At 64.9% G+C, this 12126-nt stretch carries 11 protein-coding genes and 1 tRNA gene; 8 read left to right on the top strand and 4 right to left on the bottom strand.

Annotated elements, in window-relative coordinates; all coding sequences use genetic code 11:
* Positions 1 to 4: 4 nt before the first annotated feature.
* Positions 5 to 1120: a DUF47 family protein gene (locus KFK14_RS03390; protein ID WP_212611017.1), complete on the bottom strand. Its 1116-nt coding sequence runs from the start codon at positions 1118 to 1120 to the stop codon at positions 5 to 7.
* Positions 1121 to 1182: 62 nt separating this feature from the next.
* Positions 1183 to 1256, bottom strand: a tRNA-Gly gene (locus KFK14_RS03385).
* Positions 1257 to 1498: 242 nt separating this feature from the next.
* Between KFK14_RS03385 and KFK14_RS03380 the strand changes: the two genes are divergently transcribed.
* Positions 1499 to 2455 carry an alpha/beta fold hydrolase gene (locus tag KFK14_RS03380; protein ID WP_212609877.1) on the top strand — a complete coding sequence of 319 codons (957 nt, stop codon included), beginning with the start codon at positions 1499 to 1501 and terminating at the stop codon, positions 2453 to 2455.
* A 107-nt stretch (positions 2456 to 2562) separates the two neighbouring features.
* Positions 2563 to 2784, top strand: a complete 222-nt coding sequence (locus tag KFK14_RS03375) for a hypothetical protein (protein ID WP_212609876.1) — start codon at positions 2563 to 2565, stop codon at positions 2782 to 2784.
* Positions 2785 to 2789: 5 nt separating this feature from the next.
* Here the strand turns inward: KFK14_RS03375 and KFK14_RS03370 are convergent, their stop codons facing one another.
* Positions 2790 to 3008: a hypothetical protein gene (locus tag KFK14_RS03370; protein ID WP_212609875.1), complete on the bottom strand. Its 219-nt coding sequence runs from the start codon at positions 3006 to 3008 to the stop codon at positions 2790 to 2792.
* 85 nt (positions 3009 to 3093) lie between these two features.
* On the bottom strand, positions 3094 to 3327 hold the full coding sequence (locus tag KFK14_RS03365; protein WP_070156764.1) for a hypothetical protein: 234 nt from the start codon (positions 3325 to 3327) through the stop codon (positions 3094 to 3096).
* Positions 3328 to 3552: 225 nt separating this feature from the next.
* Here KFK14_RS03365 and KFK14_RS03360 point away from each other — a divergent pair, with 225 nt between their 5' ends.
* The 6 genes from KFK14_RS03360 to KFK14_RS03335 all read left to right on the top strand — a co-directional run bounded on the left by KFK14_RS03360 (position 3553) and on the right by KFK14_RS03335 (position 12080).
* Positions 3553 to 5037: a carboxylesterase/lipase family protein gene (locus tag KFK14_RS03360; RefSeq protein ID WP_212609874.1), complete on the top strand. Its 1485-nt coding sequence runs from the start codon at positions 3553 to 3555 to the stop codon at positions 5035 to 5037.
* A 183-nt stretch (positions 5038 to 5220) separates the two neighbouring features.
* Positions 5221 to 5982, top strand: coding sequence for an SDR family NAD(P)-dependent oxidoreductase (locus tag KFK14_RS03355; protein WP_212609873.1), 762 nt, complete (start codon positions 5221 to 5223; stop codon positions 5980 to 5982).
* 1 nt (position 5983) lies between these two features.
* Positions 5984 to 6880 carry an ROK family protein gene (locus KFK14_RS03350; RefSeq protein WP_246524844.1) on the top strand — a complete coding sequence of 299 codons (897 nt, stop codon included), beginning with the start codon at positions 5984 to 5986 and terminating at the stop codon, positions 6878 to 6880.
* Between the two features lie 164 nt (positions 6881 to 7044).
* Positions 7045 to 9150 (top strand): TonB-dependent receptor, encoded by a 2106-nt coding sequence (locus tag KFK14_RS03345; protein WP_212609872.1) that lies wholly within the window; start codon positions 7045 to 7047, stop codon positions 9148 to 9150.
* 4 nt (positions 9151 to 9154) lie between these two features.
* On the top strand, positions 9155 to 10558 hold the full coding sequence (locus tag KFK14_RS03340; protein WP_212609871.1) for an FAD-binding oxidoreductase: 1404 nt from the start codon (positions 9155 to 9157) through the stop codon (positions 10556 to 10558).
* A gap of 196 nt (positions 10559 to 10754) precedes the next feature.
* Positions 10755 to 12080 (top strand): MFS transporter, encoded by a 1326-nt coding sequence (locus tag KFK14_RS03335; RefSeq protein ID WP_246524842.1) that lies wholly within the window; start codon positions 10755 to 10757, stop codon positions 12078 to 12080.
* Positions 12081 to 12126: the final 46 nt, after the last annotated feature.

Raw genomic sequence — 12126 nt, 5'->3', positions numbered from 1 at the left:
GCGATCAGGCGTGGTCGATCACGAGACCCTGGATCTCGTTGGCGACATCCTCAAACCGGTCGGTCACTTTTTCCAGATGGCTGTAGATTTCATTGCCGACAATGAAGTCCATCGGATTGCCCTTGCGCGCCGACTGGAACAGCGCCTTCAGCCCGGCCTCGTGAATCTCGTCCGCATGGCCCTCCAGCTTGACCAGCCGCTCCGTCAGATCGTGCAGGCGGGGACCGTTGATGCTGATCGAGCGCAGCAGCGGCATCGCCTCCGCCGTGATCCGCGCCGCTTCGACGATGATGGCGCTCATATCCTGCATCTGCGGCGTGAAGCTGGTCAGCTCGTACAGTTCCACGGCCTTCGCCGTCTGGTTCATCTGGTCGATGGCGTCGTCCATGACGCCGATCAGGCCGGTGATCGCGCTGCGGTCGAACGGCGTCACGAAGATGCGGCGCACATCCTGCAGCACCGCGCGGATGATGTCGTCCGCTTCATGCTCCCGGTCGCTGATCTCGCGAATCCGGTCGGCCATGTCCGGCCCGCCCTTCAGCAGACGGCTGAGCGCGTCCGCACCGGCGACCAGCGTTCCGGCATGCTCCTCAAACTGTTCGAAGAAATTTCCCTGCTTGGGCATCAGGGCCTGAAACCAGCGCAGCATGGGTATCCTCTCTCCAGACCTCTCGCGCAGCCACAGCACCGCGCGCAGGAATATACCGGGTTCTTTAGGGGGTTCGCGAAAAGCCGCAATGATCGATTTCAGGTCCGGTTCGGCCACTGCCTGGGCCGCATCGGGAACGGAGAACCAGCGCAATTCCCGTTCGCCACGCTCCGGCCAGTCCGCCACTTGCCCGGTAACGGCCAGCGGATAGACGTCCACCGTCGCCCGGCGCGTTTCCCCGTCCCGCCGCGTCTTGGCATAAGCGTAGCGGCCGAGCGGCGCTGGGCAGGCGACGCCCTTGATCCCCGCCTCCTCAAACGCCTCGACCTCGGCGGCGCGATGCGCGGCCAGCCCCTTGATCCGGTTGCCCTTGGGAATCACCCAGCGCCCGGTGCCGCGCGACGTGATGAGCATGACCTGCATCACGCCATCGGCATCGGTTGTATAGGGAAGGGCGGCGACCTGGCGGATGACGGGATTCCTGCAGGGATTGGGGACGCGGCCATCAAATCCCGGAATGTTTGCGAAAAGTCTGGAGCGGGTAGCGGGGATCGAACCCGCATCACAAGCTTGGAAGGCTAGTGCTCTACCATTGAGCTATACCCGCAAACCATTCTGAACATTGAAGAAATCGGAAAATTGCAGATCATCTGCCGCCGCTTTGCTCCAATGCGTTCGCGCCAGTGCCACAATCACCGGCATATCGTCAACTTATGGGTGGCGAATTTGCCTTCGCCAGCACGCCAGGCACACGATGCGCGGGCAGTCCGGCAATTCCTCTCGACCTGTATTCTGGATACACTTATGCACATGGTGTGACCACATGCGGATAGAGGAAAGGCCATCATTATGACCAGCGCGCTATTGGCCGGAGAAAGGATTTCCGGGTTCGGGTCGGTGCATGACGCGCCGGAACTGCCCGCGGGCTTCACCGACATGTTCGAAAGCTATCGCATAAGGGCGGGGGACGTCCGCCTGCATGTGGTGATAGGCGGGGACGGCCCGCCGCTGCTGCTGCTCGCCGGCTGGCCGGAATGCTGGTATGCGTGGCACGCACTGATGCCGGCGCTGGCCCGCAACTTCACGCTGATCGTCCCCGACCCGCGCGGGTCCGGCCTCTCCGACAATCCGGATCATGGCTATGACGGCGATACGATGGCTGGCGACATGTTCGCGCTGATGGATGTCCTGGGGCATACGCGTTTCGCCATGGTCGGCCATGACATTGGCGAATGGACCGCCTTCGCCATGGCCTCGCTGAAGCCGGAGCGCATCGTCCGGCTGGCGATCGGCGAGGCGATGGTTCCGGGCGTATCCCCGTCCCCGCCGCTGGTCAGTGACGACAGGCAGATCAGCGATTTTCTGTGGCATAAGAATTTCAACCGCGCGCGGGAGGTGAATGAGAAGCTGGTGTCGGGCCGGGAGGAGATTTATTTCGGCCATCAATTCGCGTCGAAGGCGGCCTCGCCGGACGCCGTTCCCGCCCATGCCCGGCAATTCTACATCCAGTTGATGCGCGATCCGGCCAATCTGCGCAGCAGTTTCGAATATTATCGCGACCTTGACCTCACCATTCCCCAGAACAAGGCGCATGTCGCGCGGGGGAAATGGCCGATGCCGGTGCTGACTTTCGCGGGGGCCTGGGCGTGCGGCGACCTGATCGCGCAGGAAATCGCGACGATGGCGGACGACCTGACATCCGCGGTGGTTCCCGAATGCGGGCATTTCGTGCCGGAGGAGAAGCCCGCCGCGCTTCTGGCCGCGCTGGAGCCGTTTCTGGAGCCATATGCCCGCGGCCAGGACTGATCACAGGACTGGCCCCAGCACTGACCATTGCCGGATGGCGTAACGGAACGATAAGGTCGCTGCGGACTTCTCAGACTGCGGGACATCATGCCATCGGGGGAGACATTATGAAGGGTCTGCTGAAATTAGGGGCGATCGGGCTGTTCTCGGCCTACCTGTTCCGCCTGCTCAACAAGGTGAGCGAGATGGCGGAGGAGCCGAAGCCCTATCCGTCGATCCGCGACGCCGGGCCGGAATATCAGGAAGGGATAGACCCCAAGGACTGGGATCTGGTCGACGAGCAATCGGACGAATCCTTTCCGGCCAGCGATCCGCCCGGAAATTACTGAACCAGCTATTGAACGTCGCGCGAGGGCGCCATGGCCTGGCGCAGCGTGCGCAGGTCAAGCACGCCCTGTCCCTGGCCCGGTTCGCGGCGGCGGCGCATTGCCTCCACCCGGTCAATCAGCGCGCTGATCGGCTGCGCGGGGGCGGCCGCCTGCCCCGGATTGAGCAGGAGCTGCCGGTGGATATTCTGGCTCACATGAAACAGCGCGTCCTGCAGATAATCCATGATCGCTCGTCCTCTGGATGATGGACGATCTTTAGCGAAACCATGGTTAAGCAACGGTTAGCGCGCTGTCCCCGGCAGAGAGGAATCAGTCGCGCGGACGGCGCTTTTTCTTGCCGTCATTGTCGCCGATGATCGCCCCGGCGGTACCGCCGATGATCGCGCCTTCGGTGGTGCCAAGGCCGGTCGCGCTCCCGACGACCGCGCCGCCCGCGCCGCCGATCAGGCCGCCGCGCGTCGCCCCGCGCGAACAGGCGCTAAGGGCCAGGGCGGAGCCCGCGATCACGGTTATCAGGACAAGCTTGGATGAAATGGGGCGCATAGAGTGTCTCCTTCGATCCTGACCGAACGGCTTCCCGCCACGCGCGTTCCCGTCCCGCCTGTTACATTTGATTGCCGGTCTCCGCGCTCGTCCCTGACCTCGCCCCTGTCCCTGCCCCTGCACCTGCTCCTTCCGGCAACGATGGAGAGCCGGGATGCAAAGCCAACGGCATCGCGCGGGTGCCCCGCGCCGCCTATCATCGGCAAAACTGAGTCTGGAGCTGGAATGCCTGAAGCCCTTGCGCAAACGACCGCTGGTCCGGTGCGCGGCACGACCGGGGGAAGCGTCACCCGCTTCCTCGGCATCCCCTATGCCGCGCCGCCGGCCGGTCCGCTGCGATTTGCAAAGCCGCAACCGCCCGCCGCATGGGCGGAGGTGCGCGACGCCACCACTCCCGGCCCCAACGCGCCGCAGAAGATCAGGGGCGTGCCCGGCCTCGACGTTATTCCGTTGGTCGGCGGCGGCTGGCAAGCGGGCGACGACTATCTGACGCTCAATGTCTGGCGTCCGGCGGCAGAGACCAGCGGCGCGCCGGTGATGGTGTTCATCCATGGCGGCGGCTTCGTGCTGGGCAGCAAGGATGCAGCGGTTCAGGACGGATCGGCCTTCGCCCGCGACGGCATACTATGCATCGCGATCAATTACCGGCTGGGGACGGAGGGGTTCCTGCCCATTCCCGGCATCCCCACCAATCTGGGCCTGCGCGACCAGATTGCTGCACTGGAATGGGTGCAGCGAAATGCCGCCGCCTTTGGCGGAGACCCGGCCAACGTCACCGTCTTTGGCGAATCCGCCGGGGCCATGTCGGTCGCCAATCTGGTGGCGTCGCCGCTGGCCAAGGGGCTGTTCCGCCGGGCCATCGTGCAAAGCGGTCACGGCGGCATGACCCGCGACATCGATGTGGCGCAGCGGCTGGTGCGCAAGCTGGCGAAGCGGCTGAAGGTTACGCCCGACCTTGCCGGGTTCGGCAGCATCGCACCCGGTGACATGCTGGACGCGCTGGAGAAGGTTTCCGCGCCCACCGCCCGAATCGACCTGCGCGACGCGGACGGGCGGGAGCCGGTGTTCGGCATCAGCCGCTTCGTGCCGGTGCATGGCGACGATGTGCTGCCGGTCAAACCCCTTGCCGCACTGGCGGACGGCGCGGGCGCGGATGTCGACCTGCTGATCGGCACCAATGCGGAGGAAATGAATCTCTATTTCGTGCCGACCGGCGTGAAGGAGAAAATTGGCCGCCTGCTCGCAACATATGTGATCCATCGATCCCAGCCCCAGGCGCGCAAGGTGTTGAAAGCCTATGGCATGGGGGCAAAGGGCATGAAGCCCGGCCATGCCTTCACCCGCGCACTGCATGATCTTGTGTTCCGCTGGCCCGCCCGCCGCTTTGCGGAGGAGCATCGGGGCCGCACGCATATGTATGAGCTGGAATGGCGTTCGCCGCGCTACGGCGGACAGCTTGGCGCATGTCATGCGATGGAATTGCCCTTCATATTCGACACGCTGGCCAGCGTGACCGGGCCGGAAGGATTAGTCGGCGAAAACCCGCCGCAGGGCCTGGCCGACCGGGTTCACCGCATATGGGTCGACTATGCCCGGACCGGCGCGCTCCCCTGGGCGGAGTTCACGCGGGACCAGCGCACTGTCTACCAGCTCGAACGCGGCGAAGCATTGCAGGAGCCGGTCATGCCGGCGGCGCCCTTCCTACCGTAATTCACGCCGTTCGGGCTGAGCCTGTCGAAGCCTCTTTGGGAGTTCGCCTTGATCAACCGAACACGAAACGTGCTCCTGCGAAAGTAGGAGCCCAGTCCCGCCGTCTAAACTGGGCTCCTGCCTTCGCAGGAGCACGCGTTGATCTGAATGGCGCAGACGAATGCAAGTCATAAGGACCGTTTTATGTACCTGAACCGCCTCAAGCTCACCGGCCGCACCGCACTGGTTACTGGCGGCGCGAGCGGCATCGGCCTTGCCTGTGTCGAGGCGCTCGCGGAGCTTGGCGCGCATGTGACCATCGCGGACCTGAACCCCGCGACGATCGACGCCGCGAAACGGCAGATGGCAGCGAAGGGCTATGCCGTGGACGGCGCCGTCATGGACGTCACCGATTCCGCCCGCGTTACCCAAGTCGCAGACCAACTCGGCGCGATCGATATCCTCGTGAACAATGCCGGCATCGCCCGCAGCGAAACCCCGGCCGAGACGGTCGCCGACGAACATTGGCTCAACGTCATCGACGTAAACCTCAACGGCACTTTCTGGTGCGCGCGAGCCTTTGGACGGTACATGCTGGCGGCGGGCCGGGGCAGCATCGTCAATGTCGGATCGATGAGCGGCTTCATCGTCAACCGGCCGCAGGAACAGAGTTACTACAACGCGTCGAAAGCGGCGGTGCATCAGCTTACCCGTTCATTGGCCGCCGAATGGGCGAACCGTGGCGTGCGCGTCAATGCGGTCGCGCCGACCTATATCCGCACGCCGCTCAACGAATTTGCGGACAAGGAAGGGGCGATGTATCGCCGCTGGATCGATTCCACGCCGATGGCGCGGCTGGGCGAGGTGGAGGAAGTGGCGTCGGTCGTCGCTTTCCTCGCTTCCGATGCCGCCAGCCTGATGACAGGGAGCATAGTGCTTGCAGACGGCGGTTACACCTGCTGGTGACATGAGCGATGGTCAGACCCCGCTGCTGGCGGGCGTGGAGCTTGGCGGCACAAAGATCATCTGCATCCTGGGCGCGGGGCCGCAGGATGTGCACGAGCGGGTGGAACTGCCGACCGAAGCGCCGGACGCGACGCTGGCCGCCATCGCCGATGTGCTGGCGCGCTGGAACCATGTCGCGCTCGGCATCGGCAGCTTCGGTCCGGTCGATCTTGATCCCGCCTCGCCCACCTACGGCTTTATCACCAACACGCCCAAGCCCGGCTGGCAGGGCACGCCCCTGCTTGGCCTTGCCTCCGGCCGCCCGATCGCCATCGACACGGACGTCAACGGCGCGGCGCTGGCCGAGGGTCTGTGGGGCGGCGCGCAGGGGCTGACGAGCTGGGCCTATATCACCGTCGGTACCGGCATCGGCGTCGGCAGCATCGTCGCGGGCCAGCCGCTCCGGGGCCTTGGCCATTCGGAGGCGGGGCATGTCCGCGTCTCCCGCGTGCCGGGCGACAGCTTTCCCGGCACCTGCCCCTTCCACGGCGATTGCGTCGAAGGTCTGGCGAACGGCCCGTCAATAGAGGCGCGCGCCGGGATGCGCGGCCGCGATATTCCCGGCGACCATCCCGCATGGGCCTTCGCCGCCGATGCGCTGGCGATCCTGTGCCACGGCCTCGTTTTCACCAGCCTGCCGGAGCGAATCCTGATGGGCGGCGGCGTGGCGATGGGCCAGCCGCAGATGCTGCCGATGATCCGCGCCCGCCTGATCGAGAGCCTGAACGGTTACTCCGCCGCCGCGCAGATTGCGGACAGGATGGACGATTATCTGGCGCATCCCGCCCTTGGCGCGGACGCCGGACCATTCGGTACGCTGGCCCTTGCGCGGCAGGCTCTCGCCCGATCGGCCAACTGATCGCGCCGAACTGCACACCGGTTCGGACCCTTTTCACCTTTCGGATAGGTTTGACCTGTCATATAGGTTCCTCCCTGACCAGTCCGGCATGGTCCGCGCTGGCGGGTACGAGAGTTGAGCGGCGATCCGATGCAAGCGGACGCGATATGCTCCTGGGAGGATGTATGAATTTCAAGACTTTGCTCGTCGCCAGCGCTGCGTTCGTGAGTGCGATGCCCTTCGCCGCCGTGGCCCAGAGCGCCCCGGCCGGAGAGGAAGCGTCCGCCGACGAGATCGTCGTCACCGCCCGCAAGCGGCAGGAAAGTCTGCTCGATGTGCCGATCGCCGTGTCGGCCGTGTCCGGCGACACGCTGGCGAAGCGCAACATCAATTCGGTGCGTGAGGCCGCCGTGCTGACGCCGGGCCTCAACATCTCCAGCGACGGAGCGGGCCGCGCCTTCGTCTCCATTCGCGGCGTCGGCGTGACGCTGGTGCAGACGGTGCAGCCGGGCGTCGGCCTGTTCATCGACGGCATCTACCGCCCCAACACCGCCTATCTCAACAACCCGCTGCTCGACGTCGAGCGGATCGAGGTGCTGCGCGGACCGCAGGGCACGCTCTACGGCAAGAATACGCTGGGCGGCGCGATCAACGTCATCACCCGCCAGCCCGGCAATGATTTTGAGGCGCGCGGCCAGGCAAGCTATGCCGGACCGGACGATAGCTGGCTGGTCTCCGGCTCCGTGTCCGCGCCCATCGTGCAGGACAGACTGGCGATCCGCATCGGCGCATCGCATCGCCAGCAGCAGGGCTTCATCAACAATATCGTCGCTGGCGGCAAATCGAACAGCTTCAACACGGATTCGGTCAGCGGCACGCTGCGCTTCACGCCGGGCAATGATGTCGTCGTCGCCGTGAACGGCTATTATGACTGGGTGAAGGGCCACAACACGCCCTATGCCCGCGTCACTGGCCCGACCGACTACCAGCGCACCAATCAGTTCAACACGACCGGCACGACCACCTACAAATATCGCGGCGTCAACGGCCGGATCGAAGCGCCGATCGATGCCATCAATACCAAGGTGACTTTGCTCGCCGCCTATGACGCGCGCGACACCAATTCGCCCAATTCGGATGGCGACTTCGGCCCGCTGGACGCCGTGCGGCTGAGCGGTACGGACCGGCTGCGCACCAAGACGGTCGAGCTGCGCTTCGACACCACGCTCAGCGACACGCTCTCCACTCTGTTCGGCCTGTTCTACAGCCGCGAGACGTTCGACGCCAATGCGCTGACCAACATCCTGCTCCTGAACCGCTCGGTCCGCCAGATCGACCGCCGCGTCGGCGACACCTATGCCACCTTCGGCACCATATTCTGGAAACCGAACCCGGACTGGGAAGTCGCGCTCGGCCTGCGGTACGATCATGAGGATCGCAAGGCGACCGGCACCGTCGCGGGCTTCGCCATTCCGCCCGCGGCCATCAAGTCGAACGAGGTGGAGCCGCGCCTGTCCATCACCCGCCATTGGAACCGCGAGTTGATGAGCTACGCCTCGGTCGCGCGCGGCTATCGCGGCGGCGGCTTCAACGCTCCCAACGCGCCGCTGCGCACCTATCAGGGCGATTCCGCCTGGACCTATGAGATCGGCACCAAATATGCCTCGCCCACCTTCAATCTGTCGGGCGACATCTTCTACAGCGATTATAAACATTATATCGGCCTGAACTCGATCGCGCCTGCGGTGCCTGCGGGCCTCGTCACGGTCGACCTCAACGCCGGCAGCGTCGAAAGCTATGGCGCGGAGCTGGAGGCGCTGGTCCGCCCGACCAGCCAGTGGTCGGTCTCGGCCGGTCTCACCTATATGCACGCCCGCCTGACCGACTCTTCGGAATATACGGCGGTCACCGGCCGCACCCTGTCGAGCGATCATCTGACTTTCCAGCCCGACTGGATGTATAATGTCAGCACGGATTATGTCGTGCCGCTGGGCGACAACAAGATCACCTTCAACGCCAGCCTGAACGGCAAGGGCAAGCGCCTCGCCGCCACGCTCAACCAGACGACGCCGACCTTCCTGAAGGGCTATACGGTGGTCAACGGGTCGATCACCTTCGCCACGGCGGGCGGGATGGAGTTCGCCGTGTTCGGCAACAACCTGTTCAACAAGAAATATTATGAAAGCTATATCGAGCGGACGACGCTCGCCCTCGCCGGCCTGCCCGCGTCCGACCTGGGCATCATAGGCGATCTGCGCCGCTACGGCGTCCGCGCCAGCTTCCGGTTCTAGGCCGATGTCCGCCCATCATCAGCCGCAACCGCGCAAGCCGCTGCCGGACGGGTTTCTCGACGATGTGCGCGCCCTCCTTGGCGACCGGCTCCAGCTTGGCGAGGCGATCCGTGCGCAGCACGGGGCGAGCGAAACGCATTTCGAACCTGCCCTGCCCGACGCCGTCGCCTATCCGCACTCGACCGAGGAGGTCGTTGCGCTGGTGAAGCTCTGCGTCGCGGCGGAGGTGCCGCTGATCCCCTTCGGCGCTGGCACCTCGATTGAGGGGAACACCATCCCCGTGCGCGGCGGCATCACCATCGACCTCAGCCAGATGGACGCGATCCTGTCGGTCAATGCGGAGGATTTCGACTGCACGGTGCAGGCGGGGGTCCGCCGGGAACAACTGAACGAACATCTGCGCGATGTCGGCCTGTTTTTCCCGATCGATCCCGGCGCGAACGCCACGATCGGCGGCATGGCCTCCACCCGCGCATCGGGCACCAACGCCGTGCGTTACGGCACGATGCGCGACGCGATCCTGTCCCTGCGCGTGGTGACGCCGGACGGGCGCGACATCCGCACCAGCCGCCGCGCGCGCAAGTCCGCAGCCGGTTACGACCTCACCCGCCTGATGATCGGCAGCGAGGGGACGCTCGGCATCATCACGGAAATCACCCTGCGCCTGCACGGCATACCGGAGGCGATCTCGGCCGCCGTCTGCAGCTTCGACACGCTGGAGGGCGCGGTCGATACAGTGGTGCAGTCGATCCAGATCGGCATTCCGCTCGCTCGCGTCGAGATTCTTGACGACCTGCAGATGCGGGCCTGCAACCGCTGGTCCAAGCTCGACTATCCAGAACTCACCACCTTGTTTTTCGAATTCCACGGGTCGCAATCCTATGTGGAGGAGCAGGTTCGAACAGTGAAGGACATCGCCGACATGAACGGCGGCGGTGAATTTCGCTGGTCGAACCTGCCCGAAGAACGCTCGAAATTGTGGAAGGCCCGGCATGAGGCCTATTATGCCGCCGTCAACCTGCGCTCCGGCGCGATCGGCTGGGCGACGGACGTATGCGTGCCGATCAGCCGCCTCGCCCAATGCATTACAGAGACGAAGGCGGACCTCGACAAGTCCACCATCCCCGCAACGATCCTGGGCCATGTCGGCGACGGCAATTTCCATGTCGTCTTTTCCATCGATCCCAACGCGCCGGAGGAAATGGCGGAGGTGGAAACGATCAACGCCCGGCTGGTCGAGCGCGCGCTGGCGATGGACGGCACGTGCACCGGCGAACATGGCATCGGCATCGGCAAGCAGGAATGGCTGGTCGCGGAACTGGGCGACGCGGTCGACATGATGCGCATGATCAAGCGGGCGCTGGACCCCAAGGACCTGTTCAATCCGGGCAAGATCTTCGCGCTCTAGCGTGTCGTTTGTGAAACAAAATCCGTTCGCCCTGAGCTTGTCGAAGGGCTGCCCTTCTTCAGCGTGGAGAAGAAGGACAGGGCTTCGACAGGCTCAGCCCGAACGGTGGAGATGGCCCTGATTTAACGCCGGACTCTACCTACGAACCAACTTGCTTCGCCCCCTAAACCACCCAGCAAGGCAGTAAGGAATTGCAATGAACAGCCCCTGCTCCGTCGCCATGCCCTTGGGTGACGAGGTCGAACCCTCTTTCCCGCGGTCGCTCGTCCCGCTGCTCATCCTCGCGCTGGCGATGGCCTCCGGCTTCACGATGATGACATCCTTCAGCCTGGTGCAGGAGGCCGCCAAGGCGGAAATGCGCCTGAGCGATCAGATATTGGGGATCGTGCAGGGCGTGTCCGCCGCCGTGCCGCTGGTGCTGTTCTCGATACCCATCGGCATTCTCGTCGACCGCACCAATCGCGTCCGCCTGCTGATCGGCCTGGGGATCATCTGGACATTGGGAACATTCCTGACGGCGGTGGCGCATAGCGTGCCCATGCTGTTCATCGCGCGGATGCTGGCGGGGATCGGCACGACCGGCGGACTGACGGCGGCCCTGTCGCTTATCGCCGACCTGTGCATGCCCGCCCAGCGCGGCCGGGCGCTGCTGATCGTCACGCTCGGCAAGAGCCTTGGGCAAGCGGCCGCCTTCGCCCTTACCGGCTGGCTGCTCGGCCTGTTCCTGACCCAGAGCGCGCCCGCATGGTTCGGCGGCATGGCCCCGTGGCGCAGCACCCATATGGCGCTCGCCCTGATCAGCATGGCGGCGATCCTGCCCCTGCTCCTCATGCGCGAACCCGCCCGGCGGGAGGTCGCGGCCAGCACCCACGCCCCATTCAAGGTGGTCGCGCATGAACTCTGGGCGCGCCGCGCCTTCCTGATCCCGCTGTTTCTGGGGCAGGTCAGCGTCGTCATGGCCGATGCCGCCGCCGCCATCTGGGCGTCGCCCGTCTTGTCGCGCAGCTACGGCCTCGCGCCGCAGGATTTTGCCGGATGGATGGGCGTGCTGATTTTCCTGACCGGCGTGCTCGGCGCGATACTGGGCGGCTTCGTCGCCGATCTGGGGCAGAAAAGCGGGCGGCGCGGCGGCCTGCTGATCGGCGCGGTCGCGGCTGCGGGCATCGGCATTCCCGCGGCGCTTTACCCCGTAGCGCCATCGGTGCCCCTGTTCGGCATCGCCCTTGGCCTGATGATCCTGTGCGGGACGATCACCGGTCTCTGCACCTCCGTCGCGCTGACGGTGTTCATGCCCAATGAAGTGCGCGGCCTGTGCATCGGCGCGTTCATCGCCATCGCCGGGCTGATCGGTTTCGGCATCGCGCCGACGCTGGTGACATGGGTGTCCGCCCTGCTCGGCGGGGAAAGTCATTTGGGGCAGGGCCTCGCCATTGTCGGCGTGATCGTCAGCGCGATTTCCCTCGCCGCCTTCTTTATCGCCATGCGCCGCGCCCCGGTCGATGCCGTTCACGAACCTATCTGATAGCTATTGCAATAGCTATCAGATAGGTTATGCTCGCCCAAAAGGA

Origin of the sequence: Sphingobium phenoxybenzoativorans (assembly GCF_018286635.1) — a bacterium.
Classification (GTDB): domain Bacteria; phylum Pseudomonadota; class Alphaproteobacteria; order Sphingomonadales; family Sphingomonadaceae; genus Sphingobium; species Sphingobium phenoxybenzoativorans.
Note: the sequence above shows the minus strand (reverse complement) of the source record. Positions and strands in the feature narration are given on the sequence as shown.